This is a genomic window from Dickeya parazeae Ech586 (assembly GCF_000025065.1).
GTDB lineage: Bacteria > Pseudomonadota > Gammaproteobacteria > Enterobacterales > Enterobacteriaceae > Dickeya > Dickeya zeae.
On the sequence record NC_013592.1, the window covers coordinates 487,652 to 503,022 of the forward strand.

Below are 15,371 nucleotides of genomic sequence, written 5' to 3' on the forward strand. Positions count from 1 at the left end.
GCGGTTATCTCAGCCTTAACGAAGAATAGGGCCGTTCCCGCGATACTGAAACGGCCTGATGTTGCGACGTAAGTAGAATCACGAAGACATACGGGAGCGTAGTTGGGTAATAAACCGCTGCGCCCAGGGAGAGGCCTGCTGTACTTTGGCAGGGTCAATGAGCGCCAGTAAGGTGAACGAGTGTGCGCCTTTGCCGTAGCGGCCTTTGGTTGTGCTGCGGGTCGCGTTTTCAAGCATGTCGTAAACCTGCTGTTTAGCGATGCGTTCGACATTCCCTTGAGGTAAGAGGCTTGTTCGAAAGCCCTGACCAAAAAACGACGCCAACGTGGTACTGTCGGCAATCAGCCAGCTTTCCATACACTGTGTCATCAGATGACATTGTTGATCGTCCGAACCAGCCGGTTTTTCCCAGCCATCGCCTTGTCGTTGCCTGAGGTGTAGCCAAGGCTGCCACTGGTTTGGATCTGCATGCTGCTGCGCTACTGCGATGACGGGCTCTTCACTATCCACCAGCAACATGGCGGGGGTTCCCTGACGAATAGCGATACAGAACGAGTTATATGCATCACGTCGGCTACCACACGCGATGATTCTGGGCATGGTTCCTGTCAGCCCCGCTTTTTTCAGAAATTCGGCAAATCCTCTACGGCATTCTGCTCTCAGACTATTGGTATCACCACCGCCTTCGACATACACGTTCACCAGCGTGTCCCTCCGATATCACCACGTGTCCACAGTTGCCCCAGCCGATAGTTTTCGAGCCAGGGTTTAAGGTTTTCGGCATCCAGCCTCGTCATCGTGGTGCCTCCCGGCGTTTTTTCTGCAACCAGCACTGCATCGGGTTGATCGCTCATGGCATCAACCAGTACATCGGAGTGAGTGGTGACGATCAATTGTGTACGGTTGCTCGCGTCTTTCAGCAGTTCCCCCAGCGTGGGGAGCACATCCGGGTGTAAGCCCAACTCGGGTTCTTCAAGGCAAATCAATGGGGGGGGATTGGGGTGACACAATACGGCCAGCAAACATAAATAGCGCAATGTGCCGTCAGACAACCGTGTGGCAGGAATGGTAAATCTCCCTTCATGGAAAAAGACCTGAACTGTCCCCCCTTCTATCTGCACGTCGTAATCATCAATACCGTCATAAAGCGCCTGTAGTGCTTTTAGCAATCGCTGTTTGACCAGGGGGTCTCGACGCAAGCGGTTCAGCACTAGCCCCAGATTGGTACAGGTGGGTTCCAGATGATCATTGGGCAGATCGGCCTTTTGTGGTTGACGTGGTGGCGTATAGCGACCGAAGCTCCACTCCCGATACAGACGAATTCGGGCAAGCTCTTGAGCAAGATAGGTAATTTCTGGATATTGGTCTGGATCCCGGCGTTGAGCCAGAATCGATTTTTCCAGATCGATATCTTCCAGTTGCAGTGCCCTTTTCTTATTTTTCACATTCAATGTGGGCCGGGCGTTATTGAAATGGTAGTAAAAATAGGGCTCAGGATGCCCGTCAGCGGGGTGTTCGTTTTCAATCCGCTCATCCACCATTTCAAAACGCTGGGCAACTTCCGTAAAAGAAAGCTGATAGCGCAAAGATTGCGGCCCTTTGGGATTGGTGAATACGGCATTTAGTGTAGCGGTAGGCTTGCCCTGACCACCTTTCCATAGCCAGTCGTTGACCCCACCTCCATCCCTTATCGGCGTAATCAGTTTATCGGGGGCATTACGTAATAACTCGATGGCCTCCAGCAAATTGGATTTACCCGAACCGTTAGGGCCAACGATCACATTGAGCGCTTTAAGTTCGATAGGCTGAGTTGATGCGCCAAAACTCAGAAAGTTGGTGAGCTGGATGGATTTAATCATGTCACTTTTTCCACAATGCATTTCTCCGCATGTTAACGCGCCAGTCGTGCGTATTCAAAAATATGGATGTATGAAAAACACTGGCGCGAAAACGCTTTTCACTGTGCCTATTTTTACCGGTATCAGCTCGCCACCATCACCGTGACCCCTAGCGCTTCGAAGGCGTTGACGGCCTCCTGGCTGATGCCGGCATCGGTGATCAGGTAGTGGATGTTGCTCCAGTCGCACGGTAGGGCAAACATCGATACCTTGCCTATCTTGCTGGAGTCCGCCACCACATACACCGTCTTGGCGGAGCGGATCATCGCGCTTTTGACCTTGATGTCGGTTTCGCTGGGAAAGCTCAACCCCATACGCGGGGAGATGGCGGCGGTGGCGAGGAACAGTTTTTCGGCCAGCACGTTTTCGAAAAAGCTGGCGGCCTTTTCACCCGAGGTGGAGAGCGTAGGAAATTTGAAGGTGCCGCCGGTGAGCAGGATATTGATGCCGGGCTCGCCGCCCAGTTTGAGCGCGATATTGACCGCGGTAGTGATAACAGACAGCCGGTGAATATCCGTCATGTGTTCGACGATAGCGGTGGTGGTGGTACCTGAATCGAAAATCACCGTGTCGCCATTTTCTATCTGCGTGGCAGCCAGCCGACCAATGGCGTCTTTCTCTGACAGATTGATCTGCCGTTCCAGCAGCAAGGCACCGGTATTCTGCTTGCCGGTCACCAGCGTGGCCCCGCCGTAATAACGCTGAACGTAACCCTCTTTTTGTAATTCGCGCAGATCGGTGCGGATCGTGGCTTCGGTCAGCCCGAAGGTTTCGGTCAACATTTTCACGGTGACGGTGCCGTCTTCGCGCACCATCTCCAGAATTTTCTCCCTGCGTTGCTGCATATCCGCCAGTTGTTCACTTTTGCTTTTCAATCGAAACTCTCCTGTACCGAAACCGGTGACGATGTTCCGCCGTCAACCCGCTAATTGACATCAAGTTTACCCTTCACCTGCGTTTAATGCGAGGTGAAGGCGGCGAAAAAGCATGGACATTTTCGCTGATCCCGCGAGCAATTACCCTGTTCTTGCGCTGTCTACGCCTGCTATGCACGCGCTGGTGGCGGATCATGGCGCTCTTTACGTGATCTTATTTTGATCTGCTTTTGTTTGATATTTGATCTTGTCCACAGAATAGGCTAAATAGAGGGTGTATGTTTTCGATCGAAAATCAATTGAAAGTGATCGGGAGCGATTTGTCAGCGATCAGGAGGTATAGGGTGGACGTACAGACAATCAGACAGACAGCGCGACAAGCCCGGCGCTATGTGTTGCAGATGAATCATCGGGCGGGCAAAGGGCACACCGGCGCGGATCTGTCGGAGGTGGATATTATCTGCACCCTGTTTATGGCGGTGATGGATCGTTCGCAGGCGCGGCCGAATCAGGATCGGTTCATTTTGTCGAAAGGTCACGGCGCAGGCGGGCTGTATTGCAGTGCCGCAGCGATGGGGCTGATTGACCCGGCGATACTGGATCAGTTTATGGGTGACGACACGCTGCTGGCGGGCCATCCGATTCATCAGAAACTGCCGGATCTGGTGGAGATTAACTCAGGGGCGTTGGGGCATGGGCTGTCGATCGGCGCCGGGCTGGCGCTGGGTAACAAACTGGCAAACCGTGCGCATCGCCGCGTTTTCGTGCTGATGGGCGACGGTGAACTGGCGGAAGGCTCCAACTGGGAAGCGGCGATGGCTGCCAGCAAATTCCGGCTGGATAACCTGGTCGCCATTGTCGATCGAAACCGTCTGCAACTGGCGGGCAAAACCGAAGACATCATGCCGCTGGAGCCGCTGGCGGATAAATGGCGCGCCTTTGGTTTTGAGGTGGTCGAGTGCGACGGCCATGACCCGGCGGCCATCATCGACGCGGTAAACGCGCCAACCGTTGGCAAGCCGCGGGTGATCCTCGCCAACACCGAAAAAGGGCACGGCATTTCGTTTATGGCGAACGTACCGGCCTGGCACCACGCGGTGCCGAATGATCAACAGCTGGCGCAGGGGCTGGCGGAGCTGGAGGAGTGATGATGCAAGACTTACGTGATGCCGTAATCGCCACGCTGCTCGAAGAGCAAAACGCAGGCGCTAATCTGTGCGTCGTGGTGGCGGATTCTACCTCCACGTCGAAAATCGCACCGTTCGAGAAAGCCTTCCCTGAACGGGTGGTGAACGTCGGGATTGCCGAGCAAAACATGGTCGGGATGGCGACCGGTCTGTCGCTGAGCGGCCCGACGGTATTTACCGCGAATGCGGCACCGTTCCTGCTGGCACGTTCTAACGAACAGGTGAAGAACGATATCTGTTATACCGATGCCAACGTCAAAATGCTGGGGCTGAACGCCGGGTTCGCCTACGGCCCACTGGGGGCGACCCACCACTGTATGAACGATATCGCGATTGCCCGTTCGTTCGGCAATTTGCAGATTTTCGCGCCTGCGGATGCGGTGCAGGCCAGCGCGATCGCGCGTTATGCCATTGGGCATCGTGGGCCGGTGTATATCCGCATGGACAGCGACAAAGTGCCGGTGCTGCATGAGCCTGGCTGGTCGTTGACGCCGGGCAAACCGGAGGTGGTGCAACAGGGGAGTGACGTGGTGGTGTTTTGCCTTGGCACCCTTGTCCATGAAGCGCTGGCCGCCGCGACAGATGCCACCATCGTATCCTTACCTTCATTGTGGCCTTTAGATGAAATATCACTGTTGGAAATTATTAGTGAACACCGGTATGTGATCTCGATGGAAGAACACGTACTCAGTGGTGGCCTTGGCAGCATCATTGGTGAATTGTTGCATAAACACCACGTGCGGCAGCGTTTCACCGCACTGGGTGTCCCACCTTATGAATTTACTCATAGCAGCAGCCGCAGCGCCTTGCGTCGTCAGTTCCATATCGACGCCGCCGGGCTGCGTTTAACCCTGGAACAGCTTGCGTTACGCACCATTGCCTGAGGAGAACAACCTGATGAGTCATGACAACGAGTATGACGTGAATTTGCGTTATGGCGTGGATACCGGGCTCAGCCTGAACGACAAGGTGGCGGTGGTCACCGGTGGGCTGGGCGGTATCGCCATGGCGAGCAACGAAATGCTGCTGGAAAAAGGTGCGCGTCTGGCGCTGCTGTATCCCGCGTTTGAGCGTGACAAGGCGGCGCAGGCTGCCGAACAGTTTGACCCGACGCGGGTGCTGCTGGTTGAGTGCGACGTCACCGCGCCCGCCGACGTGGAAAACGCGTTTGCCACCGTCGCGGCGCACTACGGCCAGATAGACATCCTGGTCAACTGCGCGGGCTACGTGATGCTGCAACCGGTGCTGGAAACCGATTTCGACGAATGGCAAAAGCAGCTTGCCGTCAACCTGACCGGCCCGTTCCTGTGCTCACAGGTGGCGGCGCGTCACATGGTGGCTGCCGGTCGCGGCGGCAAGATTATCAACATTGCCTCGCAAGCGGCGTCTATCGCTATCGACAACCATGTGGCTTACACCTCTGCCAAGGCGGGGTTGCTGGGAATGACCAAGGTGATGGCGAAAGAGCTGGCACCGCACCACATCAACGTCAACACACTGTCGCCGACGGTGGTGCTGACGCCGATGGGCGAGAAAGCGTGGCGTGGTGAGAAAGGCGAAGCGATGAAAAAGCTGATCCCACTCGGGCGTTTTGCCTACACCGATGAAATTGCCGCTGCGGTGCTGTTTTTCGCCAGTAACGGCAGCGACATGATCACCGGCGCTGATTTGATGATCGACGGCGGATTCACCATTTGGTGATGGCCGAAGCGCATTGCCCATAGATTTAAAGCAATAGATTCAAAAAGATAGATTTAAAAACAATTGATTACGCTGTTTCGCTGTACCCCGACAATAACGAAAGATAGAGAGATATCATCATGAAATTGCGTTCAATGCTGTTAACTGCTGCCATCACCAGTGCCTTATCGCTGACCGCCCACGCGGCGGAAAAAGGCACCATCATGATTCTGGTCAATTCACTGGATAACCCCTATTACGCGTCGGAGGCGAAAGGGGCGGACAAGAAAGCACAGGAACTGGGGTATAAAACCACGGTGCTTTCCCACGGTGAAGACGTGAAGAAACAAAGCGAGCTTATCGACGCGGCTATCGGCAAAAAAGTACAGGGTATCGTGCTGGATAACGCTGATTCCACCGCCAGCGTCGCGGCGATCAAAAAAGCGAAAGACGCCGGTATTCCGGTGGTGCTGATCAACCGCGAAATCCCGGTGGATGACGTGGCACTGGAACAGATTACCCACAATAACTTCCAGGCGGGTTCCGATGTCGCCAACGTGTTCGTCGAAAAGATGGGCGAGAAAGGCAAGTACGCCGAGCTGACCTGTAGCCTGGCGGATAACAACTGCGTGACCCGATCTAAATCCTTCCATCAGGTGCTGGATCAGTACCCCGGCATGGTGAGCGTTGCCCGTCAGGATGCCAAAGGTACGTTAATCGACGGCAAACGTATCATGGACAGCATTTTGCAGGCGCACCCGGACGTGAAAGGGGTGATCTGCGGTAATGGCCCGGTGGCGCTGGGAGCGATTGCCGCGCTGAAAGCCGCCGGTCGTAATGATGTGGTGGTGGTCGGCATCGACGGCAGTAACGATGAACGCGACGCCGTGAAAGAAGGCTCGCTGAAGGCTACCGTGATGTTGCAGGCGCAGGCCATCGCCGCGCAGGGCGTGACCGACCTCGACAACTATCTCCAGAAGGGCGTGAAACCCGCCAAACAGCGCGTCATGTTCCGCGGCATCCTGATCCAACAGGGTAACGCGAGCAAGGTGCAAGACTTCAACTTCAAATCCTGAGTCCATGCTGTCGCGCCCCTGCGGGGGCGCAGAAGGAGAAGAGTATGTCCAGACAAGTCTGGCTGGCGCTGGCCATTCTTGGGTTGGGCGGATGCCGCATCGTGTCGCAGCAGGAACTGGCCGACCTGCGTCATCCCCCTAATCCTCATATGGCGAATATCGGGCAAACCTGGCAACAGAAGCTGGTGCCGCAACTGGTTAAAGAAGCACGTCCGCTTGCCGCCCTGATGAAAGACCTGCAAAGCAGCAGCGATATGGATGCTGCCTGTAAGCAGTTTGGTTACCGTGCGCAGGATGAAAACGCCTGTGTGTTTACGGTGCGTATCACCGGCACGGTGGAACAACTCGATACCGCTTCACGCAGCGGCAAAATGCTGATTAAAGATGCCGACGGCCAGAGCATTCCGGTGCAACTGGGACCGACGTTGCGCGGTACTGACCTGCGCGACAGTTATAAAGGCGCAAGTTATCAGGACTTTAACGACCAGGTGTTGTACGGCGATTTTGGCCGCGCCATCAATCAGCAGGCCCTGACGATGATTCAATCGGCGCACCCGAAAGTGGGCGACCGGCTTGACGTGGTGGGGGTGTTCAGTAGCTGGGACATCCCGCAGGCGGTGCCGGATATCACACCGGCGCAGATAACGCGTGACGGTAAGGGGGGATGATGGCCGATATGAGCATGCCGATGAGAGCGGTGATGATGCCGGTAACCCCGGTGGTCACCACGGCATCGCCGACGACGCAGGCTGAGACCGCGCCGGAGGTGATTATCGAAACCCGCGACCTGTCACGCGTTTATCCGGGGGTGACCGCGCTCGATCAGGTCAACTACCGGGTGTATCGCAATAAGGTCAACGTGCTGATCGGTGAAAACGGCGCGGGTAAATCCACCATGATGAAGATGCTGGCCGGGGTGGAAACGCCGTCCTCCGGGCAGATTCTGCTGGATGGCAAACCGGTGACGCTGGGCTCGACCCAGCAGGCGGAACAACAGGGTATCAGCATCATTTTTCAGGAACTGAACCTGTTCCCCAACATGAACGTGATGGACAACATTTTCATCGCCAATGAGTTTTTCCAGCGCGGCGTCATCAACGAAAAATTTCAGTACGCGCTGGCGAAAACCTTGCTGGAGCGACTGGAACTGGATATCGACCCCTACACCCCGCTGGGCGAGCTGGGCATCGGCCATCAGCAACTGGTGGAGATCGCCCGAGCGTTATCCAAAGACACCCGGGTGCTGATTATGGATGAGCCGACCTCGGCGCTGAGCCAGTCGGAGGTGAAGGTGCTGTTTGGGGTGATAGAGCAGCTCAAGCGGCGCGGCGTTACCATCATTTACATCTCCCATCGGCTGGAAGAGCTGATGGAGATTGGCGACCACATCACCATTTTCCGCGACGGCCGTTTTATCTGCGAGCGTGAAGTGCGCCACGCCAGCGTGCCCTGGATCATCGAACAGATGGTCGGCGACAAGAAAAAGCATTTTGACTACCAGCCTGCGCCGCAAGGCGACACGGTGCTGACGGTGAGCGGACTGACGGCGCTGCATCAAAGCGGCGGTTATCGCCTGAACGACGTCTCTTTTAGCCTGCGTAAAGGCGAAGTGGTGGGAATTTACGGCCTGCTGGGTGCCGGGCGTACTGAGCTGTTCAAAGGGCTGATTGGCCTGATGCCGTGCCAGCAGGGCAGCGTGCAACTGAACGACGACTGCCTTGACGGGATGGGATTTCGCCAGCGGCTGGAAAAAGGCATCGCGCTGGTGCCGGAAGACCGGCAGGGCGAAGGCATGGTGCAGTTGATGTCTATTCGCGCCAACATGACGCTGTCTTCGTTTAGCCTGCGCGGTTTCTGGCGCGCCTGGACGTGGCTGCGTGAACCGGATGAGGCCCGTCAGGTGGATGAGATGGTGCGCCAACTGGCTATCAAAGTCAGCGACGACGAACTGCCGATCACTTCGCTATCCGGCGGCAACCAGCAGAAGGTGGTGTTGGGCAAGGCGCTGATGACCCGGCCGCAGGTGGTACTGCTCGACGAGCCAACCCGCGGTATCGATGTGGGAGCCAAAACCGATGTCTACCACCTGATCGGGCGTATGGCGCAGCAGGGATTATCGGTGATGTTTTCGTCGTCCGAACTGGACGAAGTGATGGCGCTGGCGGACCGCATTCTGGTGATGGCTGACGGCCGCATCACCGCCGATCTGCCGCGCAGTCAGGTCACCCGCGAAATCCTCATCAGCGCTTCCACCCCTCACGACTAACCGGCCGGAGTTCATCATGAGTCAAAAATACACGTTGTATATGTACCTGCTGAAGGCCCGTACTTTCATCGCTTTGCTGATCGTGATTGCCTTCTTCAGCCTGATGGTGCCGAATTTTCTCACCCCATCCAACCTGCTGATCATGACCCAGCACGTGGCGATCACCGGGCTGCTGGCCATCGGCATGACGCTGGTGATCCTCACCGGCGGTATCGATCTTTCCGTCGGCGCGGTCGCCGGTATCTGTGGCATGGTGGCTGGTGCGCTGCTCACTAACGGTATTCCACTGTGGGGCGGCAATATCCTGTTTCTCAATGTGCCGGAGGTGATCCTGGTCGTCTCGGTGCTGGGGATGCTGATAGGGCTGGTCAACGGCGTGGTGATCACCCGGCTGGTGGTGGCACCGTTTATCTGTACGCTGGGCATGATGTATGTCGCCCGTGGTGCCGCGCTGCTGTTCAATGACGGCAGCACCTACGCCAATCTCAACGGCATGCCTGAGCTGGGCAACACCGGTTTTGCTTTCCTGGGTTCCGGCACGCTGCTCGGTATTTTTCTGCCGATCTGGCTGATGCTGGCGTTTTTGCTGCTCGGCCTGTACCTGACGCGTAAAACCCCGCTGGGCCGCTATATCTATGCCATCGGCGGCAATGAGTCCGCCGCCCGTCTCGCCGGAGTGCCGATCGTCAACGTCAAAATCTTCGTCTACGCCTTTTCCGGCCTGTGTGCCGCGCTGGTGGGGCTGGTGGTGGCCTCGCAACTGCAAACCGCCCACCCGATGACCGGCAATATGTTCGAGATGGACGCCATCGGTGCCACCGTGCTGGGCGGCACCGCGCTGGCAGGCGGCCGTGGGCGGGTTTCCGGTTCGATCATCGGTGCGTTTGTGATCGTGTTTTTGGCCGATGGCATGGTGATGATGGGTGTCAGCGACTTCTGGCAAATGGTGATCAAGGGGCTGGTGATCGTCACTGCGGTGGTGATCGACCAGTTCCAGCAGCGGCTACAAAACAAAGTGGTCATGATGCGTCGTCATGAAAAAAAGCAGTCAGTTAACCCGCTGTCGGAGGTGAGTCATGTCTAGAGATGTGATCATCGCACTCGATGAAGGCACCAGTAACGTCAAAGCGGTGGCGATTGACGCGCTCGGTCAGGTGGTGGCGCGTGCGTCACGCCCGCTTGGCCTGATGACCCCGCATGCCGGTTGGGTGGAGCAGGACGGTGAGGCGCTGCTGGCCGGGTCATTCGTGGTGGTGCGCGAGGTGATAGCCCAGGTCGGGGCTGAACGGGTCGCGGCGCTGGCTATCAGCAACCAGCGGGAAACCGCCATCGGCTGGCGGCGTGATAACGGCCAGCCGATCTCCCCGGCGCTGACCTGGCAGTGTTCCCGCTCGGCACCGTTTTGCGAACAGTTACGGCACAACCAGCAGGAGGCCGCTATCCGTGCGGCGACCGGGTTGCCGGTGGCCCCGCTGTTCTCCGGCTCGAAAATGCGCTGGCTGCTGGACAACACGCCGGATGGTCACGCCCGTGCTGCGTGCGGCGAGATTTGCCTCGGCACCATTGATGCCTGGCTGCTGTGGCACCTGACTGGCGGGCGGCAGTTCCGTTGCGATCTCTCCAACGCTGCCCGTACCCAGTTGCTTAATCTGCACCACCTGCAATGGGATGACGGGATGCTGGCGTTGTTCGGCATTCCACGCGCCGCATTGCCAGAGCTGATGCCATCGGCCAGTGAGTTCGGCGTAACCTGCGGTGTGCCCGGCGTGGCGGACGGCATCCCGATTCTGGCGATGGTGGGGGATTCCCACGCCGCGCTGTACGGCCACGGGTTAGGGCGTGCAGGTGGGGTAAAAGCGACTTACGGCACTGGCTCGTCGGTGATGGCACCGCTGGGGGTGCCGGATACGCGCATCACCTCGCTGGCGACCACCGTTGCCTGGCACGATGGCGAGCGGGCGGTCTATGCGCTGGAGGGGAATATCCCCCACACCGGCGACGGCGTGGCCTGGATGCTACAGGCCACCGGGCTGAACGCCCTGCCAGAGACAGCGCTGAATGAGGCGTTGCAGACGTTGCCCGCCAGTATCGAGTCTACCGACGGGGTGTATTTCGTCCCGGCGCTGACCGGTGCGGGCGCACCCTGGTGGAACGATCGCGCACGTGGCCTGATGTGTGGGCTCAGTCGCGGCAGTGGTCAGGCGCATCTGGTGCGTGCCGCTCTGGAGGCGATCTCCTATCAGATAGCCGATGTGGTGACCGCGATGAAGCAACACCCGGACTTCCATCTGGCGCAGTTAATGGTCGATGGTGGGCCGACTCGCAACGCCTGGCTGATGCAGTTTCAGGCCGACCTGCTGGGTTGCCCGGTGGCGCGCAGCACCACCACCGAGCTCTCAGCGCTGGGGGCTGGTCTACTGGCGCGGCGCATGCTGGGCCGGTTGAGCGATCAACAACTGGAACCGTTACTGCCGACGCACGACAGTTGGCTACCGGACGAGGCGCGTCATCAGCGTTATCAGGCGAGCTGGCAGGGGTGGCAGGAGGCGGTACAACGTACCTTGTGGCAGGCGAATCATCCTGAGTGAGGAGCAGACGATGCAACGTGATTTTGATGGGAAGACGGTGGTGATTACCGGTGCCTGCCGCGGGATTGGCGCTGGCATTGCCGAACGGTTCGCCCGCGATGGCGCTCATCTGGTGATGGTGTCCAACTCGGAACGGGTGATGTCGACAGCGGCGGATATACAGCACCGTTATGGCGCAGAGGTGTTGCCGCGGGTGGTGGACATCACCGATGAAGCACAGGTGCAGACGCTGTATCAGCAGGCGGCAGAGCGCTTCGGGCGGATTGACGTGTCGGTACAAAACGCCGGGGTAATCACCATCGATTATTTTGACCGGATGCCGAAGGTGGATTTCGAGCGGGTGCTGGCGGTAAACACCACCGGCGTGTGGCTGTGCTGCCGCGAGGCGGCGAAGTATATGGTGAAACAGCAGCACGGTTGCCTGATCAATACCTCGTCCGGGCAGGGGCGCCAAGGCTTTATCTATACGCCGCACTATGCCGCCAGCAAGATGGGCGTCATCGGCATTACCCAGAGCCTGGCACAAGAACTGGCCCCGTGGAACATCACCGTCAACGCGTTTTGCCCCGGCATCATCGACAGTGAAATGTGGGACTACAACGACCGGGTATGGGGTGAAATTCTCAGCACGGAGGAAAAACACTACGGCAAAGGGGAACTGATGGCGGAGTGGGTGCAAGGCATCCCGCTCAAACGTGCGGGTAAGCCGGAAGATGTGGCCGGGCTGGTGGCATTCCTCGCATCAAGCGACGCGCGCTACATCACCGGCCAGACGATCAATGTGGACGGCGGGTTGATTATGTCGTGATATTTTCCAAATGAAATGCATCACGTATTTTGTTGTGCCGCGATCTGCTTTTTCTCTTCATCTCTCATATCCAGGATGAAGAGAAAAAGAATCAGCGTGCTGGAAGATGGAAATAAAATATCACCTTCATATCTCCCGCATTCTTTATTTGCCATCATGCTTTCACAAAAATAGAAATAACCTCTCCTTATTATGCATCACGCAAATGGTGCAGTCCGATTGTTTTTTGCACTGAAATGGCCCCGTTACTGTCGAAATGGCACCGGGCGTGATTTATCCCGCCGTTGTTGTCATTCATTTTTATTATTGCCAGAGGTAATACATCCCCTGTTTATTGGCGCTTTCTCTTTTTGAGAAAGCATGTATCGAAAATCGGTAACGAGAATAATCCTTATTTGGCGCTGCTCTTGCAATATCACCGATGAATGCTTTGGGGTAGAGATCCTTTTTATTCATCCTTCTGGTGGTGGAGAACAGCATGGCTCGTAATCTGGCAAGACATATTCGGAAATCTGTTCGGAAATATGCATTAACCGCGTTACTGGCAGGTGTTTCCTGCACCAGCTATGCCAGCAAACAAAATGACACACTGGTTTACGCCTCCGACAGTGAGGTGGAAAACGTCAGTCCGTACCACAATAACATGCGCGAAGGGGTAATTCTGGCGCACCTCGCCTGGGATACGCTGATTTATCGCGATCCGAAAACCGGGGAATATAAAGGCGAACTGGCGACTGACTGGCAATGGGAATCGCCCACGGTATTACTGCTGCATCTGCGTAAAGGCGTGACCTTCCATAATGGCGATGCCTTTAGCGCCGATGATGTGGTGTACACCTTCGACAATATCGCCGGGCCGAATACCGCCTCGGTGATTCCACAAAGCGTCGATTGGATCGATAAGGTGGAAAAAGTAGACGACTACACGGTGCGTCTGCATCTGAAAAAACCATTCCCGGCGGCGCTGGAATATTTATCCGGCCCGACACCGATTTACCCCGCTCACTATTTTCAGCAGGTGAAACTGGAAGGCTTTAGCAAAGCACCGGTTGGCACCGGCCCGTACAAAATAGTCAAGGTCATGCCGGGGCAAGGCGTGATGATGGTGAAAAACCCGGACTATTTCAAAGACAGCCCCATCGGGCAGCCCAAAATCGGCAAGATACAGTTTGTGGTGATCCGCGACCCGGAAGCGCGTGTGGCCCAGTTGATGACCGGCCAGGTGGACTGGATCTGGCGTGTAGCGTCGGATCAGGTCGATTCGCTGTCGGCCATGCCGAATATCGCGGTGAAAAGCGGTGAAACCATGCGCGTCGGCTTTTTGGCACTGAACACCAACGCCACCGGCTCGGAAGGCCTGCCGTTCAAAGACTTGCGCGTGCGTCAGGCGATCAACTACGCCATCAACCGTCAGGCGATGGTCGATAATCTGGTGCGCGGCGGCAGTAAACCGGTCTATTCCGCCTGTTTTCGTACCCAGACCGCCTGCGATGCCAGCCAGGTAATCCAGTATCCCTATGACCCGGTCAAAGCGAAACAACTGCTGGCGCAAGCGGGCTATGCCAACGGGTTTGATACCGATCTGTGGGCGTACCGCGAGCGCGATTACTCTGAGGCCATTATTGGCGATTTACGCAAAGTCGGCATCCGTGCCCGGCTGCATTTTGTGCAGTACCCGGTGATGGCGAATGCGCTGGCGTCAGGGTCGGCACCGCTGGCGTTCAGCACCTGGGGATCGTTCTCCATCAATGACGCCACCGCGTTCGTTACCCCCTATTTCGGCGGCAAAGGCAGCGATATCTGGAAAGACCCTGCCGTGATGGCCGAGCTGGCACAAGCCGACACCGTGATAGACCCGCAGCAGCGCCGCGCGCAGTATGCCGCGCTGTTGGGGCACATTTCGGCGCAAGCCTACATGGCGCCGCTGTTCTCTTATTCCACCCATTACGCGTTTACCGCTGACCTGAACTTTCAGGACTGGCCGGATGAACTGCCGCGTTTCGCCGAAGCGAGCTGGAAGTAAGGGTGGCCGGGACACTGACTGCACGTGAGAGATAAGGAGTGGGCTTATGGTGAAGTACGTTTTTCAACGGTTACTGGTGGCGCTGGCGGTGTTGTTTACCGTGGCGGCGGTCAGTTTTTCGCTGCTGCATCTCTCTGGTGATTTGGCGACCGCCATTGCCGGGCCGGATGCAACCGCTGAAACCATCGCCCAGATTCGGGTACAGAATGGGCTGGATAAACCGTTGCTGAGCCAGTTCTCTCACTGGATGTGGTCGGCGATGCAACTGGATTTTGGCCGCTCATTCTATTTTGAAAACACGGTGATGGAACTGGTCGGCCAGCGTATGCCGGTCACCCTCAAGCTGGGGGGGGTGTCGTTGCTGCTGGCGTTAACGGTGGCTATCCCGCTTGGGGTGCTGGCGGCGGTCTTTCGGGATACCTGGGTCGATCGCTTCGCCATGCTGGTGTCGGTGGTGGGGCAGGCGATGCCCAATTTCTGGTTCGCGCTGGTGCTGATCCTCATCTTTGCCGTCGGGCTGAAATGGCTACCGGTAGCGGGTAACGGTAGCTGGCAACACTTTGTGCTGCCCGCGGTGGCGCTGGGTTATTACGCCATGCCGTCGCTGATGCGTCTGACCCGCTCTGGCATGCTCGATGTACTGGGCTCTGACTACATCCGCACCGCACGGGCCAAAGGGCTGAGCGCCTTTAAGGTGGTAGTCAAGCACGGCTTGCGTAACGCCATCATCCCGGTGGTGGCGCTGGCGACGGTGGAACTGGGGTTCATGCTCGGTGGTTCGGTGGTGATTGAGTCGGTGTTTTCACTGCAAGGTCTGGGACAGTTGGCGTGGGATTCCATTGCCCGCAACGACTTCCCGGTGGTGCAGGCCATCGTGTTGATCATTGCCGTGTTTTACATCGGGTTGACGTTTTTGGCGGATGTGCTCAACGCGTTACTCGACCCACGACTGCGCAGCAGATAAGGAGCC

Annotated in this window: 15 protein-coding genes; 11 read left to right on the forward strand and 4 right to left on the reverse strand. The window is 57.1% G+C overall.

Annotated elements, in window-relative coordinates:
- Window positions 1-78 precede the first annotated feature (78 nt).
- From DD586_RS02225 to DD586_RS02235, 3 genes are all read right to left on the reverse strand, one after another.
- Complete coding sequence (locus tag DD586_RS02225) at window positions 79-702, reverse strand: DUF4276 family protein (RefSeq protein ID WP_012883181.1); 624 nt, start codon at window positions 700-702, stop codon at window positions 79-81.
- Window positions 699-1,859, reverse strand: a complete 1,161-nt coding sequence (locus tag DD586_RS02230; RefSeq protein WP_012883182.1) for an AAA family ATPase — start codon at window positions 1,857-1,859, stop codon at window positions 699-701. The genes DD586_RS02225 and DD586_RS02230 overlap by 4 nt, the downstream gene beginning before the upstream one ends.
- Window positions 1,860-1,981: 122 nt before the next feature.
- A complete protein-coding gene (locus DD586_RS02235; protein ID WP_012883183.1) occupies window positions 1,982-2,773 on the reverse strand; it encodes a DeoR/GlpR family DNA-binding transcription regulator in 792 nt (263 codons plus the stop codon).
- A 344-nt stretch (window positions 2,774-3,117) separates the two neighbouring features.
- Between DD586_RS02235 and DD586_RS02240 the strand changes: the two genes are divergently transcribed.
- From DD586_RS02240 to DD586_RS02280, 9 genes are all read left to right on the forward strand, one after another.
- Entirely contained in the window at window positions 3,118-3,921 is an 804-nt protein-coding gene (locus tag DD586_RS02240; protein WP_041164253.1) for a transketolase, read from the forward strand.
- Entirely contained in the window at window positions 3,921-4,844 is a 924-nt protein-coding gene (locus DD586_RS02245) for a transketolase family protein (protein ID WP_012883185.1), read from the forward strand. Before DD586_RS02240 ends, DD586_RS02245 begins: the two co-directional genes overlap by 1 nt.
- Window positions 4,845-4,857: 13 nt before the next feature.
- Window positions 4,858-5,661 (forward strand): GolD/DthD family dehydrogenase, encoded by an 804-nt coding sequence (locus tag DD586_RS02250; protein WP_012883186.1) that lies wholly within the window; start codon window positions 4,858-4,860, stop codon window positions 5,659-5,661.
- Window positions 5,662-5,780: 119 nt separating this feature from the next.
- Entirely contained in the window at window positions 5,781-6,716 is a 936-nt protein-coding gene (locus DD586_RS02255) for a D-ribose ABC transporter substrate-binding protein (protein ID WP_012883187.1), read from the forward strand.
- 44 nt (window positions 6,717-6,760) lie between these two features.
- A complete protein-coding gene (locus tag DD586_RS02260) occupies window positions 6,761-7,384 on the forward strand; it encodes a DUF2291 family protein (protein ID WP_012883188.1) in 624 nt (207 codons plus the stop codon).
- A complete protein-coding gene (locus DD586_RS02265) occupies window positions 7,384-8,982 on the forward strand; it encodes a sugar ABC transporter ATP-binding protein (protein WP_012883189.1) in 1,599 nt (532 codons plus the stop codon). Before DD586_RS02260 ends, DD586_RS02265 begins: the two co-directional genes overlap by 1 nt.
- A 16-nt stretch (window positions 8,983-8,998) precedes the next feature.
- A complete protein-coding gene (locus DD586_RS02270) occupies window positions 8,999-10,066 on the forward strand; it encodes an ABC transporter permease (protein WP_012883190.1) in 1,068 nt (355 codons plus the stop codon).
- The gene (locus tag DD586_RS02275) at window positions 10,059-11,570 is read left to right on the forward strand and encodes an FGGY family carbohydrate kinase (protein ID WP_012883191.1); all 1,512 of its coding nucleotides are present in this window, start codon (window positions 10,059-10,061) and stop codon (window positions 11,568-11,570) included. Before DD586_RS02270 ends, DD586_RS02275 begins: the two co-directional genes overlap by 8 nt.
- Window positions 11,571-11,580: 10 nt before the next feature.
- The gene (locus tag DD586_RS02280; RefSeq protein ID WP_012883192.1) at window positions 11,581-12,378 is read left to right on the forward strand and encodes an SDR family oxidoreductase; all 798 of its coding nucleotides are present in this window, start codon (window positions 11,581-11,583) and stop codon (window positions 12,376-12,378) included.
- Window positions 12,379-12,681: 303 nt separating this feature from the next.
- Here DD586_RS02280 and DD586_RS21915 read toward each other — a convergent pair whose 3' ends face one another.
- Entirely contained in the window at window positions 12,682-12,858 is a 177-nt protein-coding gene (locus DD586_RS21915; RefSeq protein ID WP_155242645.1) for a hypothetical protein, read from the reverse strand.
- Here DD586_RS21915 and DD586_RS02285 point away from each other — a divergent pair.
- Together DD586_RS02285 and DD586_RS02290 are read left to right on the forward strand one after the other, a co-directional pair.
- Entirely contained in the window at window positions 12,857-14,401 is a 1,545-nt protein-coding gene (locus DD586_RS02285) for an ABC transporter substrate-binding protein (RefSeq protein WP_012883193.1), read from the forward strand. The two genes, DD586_RS21915 and DD586_RS02285, sit on opposite strands and share 2 nt — an antisense overlap.
- Window positions 14,402-14,447: 46 nt before the next feature.
- Window positions 14,448-15,365 carry an ABC transporter permease gene (locus tag DD586_RS02290; protein WP_012883194.1) on the forward strand — a complete coding sequence of 306 codons (918 nt, stop codon included), beginning with the start codon at window positions 14,448-14,450 and terminating at the stop codon, window positions 15,363-15,365.
- The last annotated feature ends 6 nt before the right edge of the window (window positions 15,366-15,371 follow it).

Excerpts from the sequence above, each read along its gene's own strand:
- DD586_RS02230 (WP_012883182.1), bottom strand. The coding sequence starts at position 1,859 with ATGATTAAATCCATCCAGCTCACCAACTTTCTGAGTTTTGGCGCATCA.
- DD586_RS02245 (WP_012883185.1), top strand. The coding sequence starts at position 3,921 with ATGATGCAAGACTTACGTGATGCCGTAATCGCCACGCTGCTCGAAGAG.
- DD586_RS02250 (WP_012883186.1), top strand. The coding sequence starts at position 4,858 with ATGAGTCATGACAACGAGTATGACGTGAATTTGCGTTATGGCGTGGAT.
- DD586_RS02255 (WP_012883187.1), top strand. The coding sequence starts at position 5,781 with ATGAAATTGCGTTCAATGCTGTTAACTGCTGCCATCACCAGTGCCTTA.
- DD586_RS02260 (WP_012883188.1), top strand. The coding sequence starts at position 6,761 with ATGTCCAGACAAGTCTGGCTGGCGCTGGCCATTCTTGGGTTGGGCGGA.
- DD586_RS02265 (WP_012883189.1), top strand. The coding sequence starts at position 7,384 with ATGGCCGATATGAGCATGCCGATGAGAGCGGTGATGATGCCGGTAACC.
- DD586_RS02270 (WP_012883190.1), top strand. The coding sequence starts at position 8,999 with ATGAGTCAAAAATACACGTTGTATATGTACCTGCTGAAGGCCCGTACT.
- DD586_RS02275 (WP_012883191.1), top strand. The coding sequence starts at position 10,059 with ATGTCTAGAGATGTGATCATCGCACTCGATGAAGGCACCAGTAACGTC.
- DD586_RS02280 (WP_012883192.1), top strand. The coding sequence starts at position 11,581 with ATGCAACGTGATTTTGATGGGAAGACGGTGGTGATTACCGGTGCCTGC.
- DD586_RS02285 (WP_012883193.1), top strand. The coding sequence starts at position 12,857 with ATGGCTCGTAATCTGGCAAGACATATTCGGAAATCTGTTCGGAAATAT.
- DD586_RS21915 (WP_155242645.1), bottom strand. The coding sequence starts at position 12,858 with ATGCTGTTCTCCACCACCAGAAGGATGAATAAAAAGGATCTCTACCCC.
- DD586_RS02290 (WP_012883194.1), top strand. The coding sequence starts at position 14,448 with ATGGTGAAGTACGTTTTTCAACGGTTACTGGTGGCGCTGGCGGTGTTG.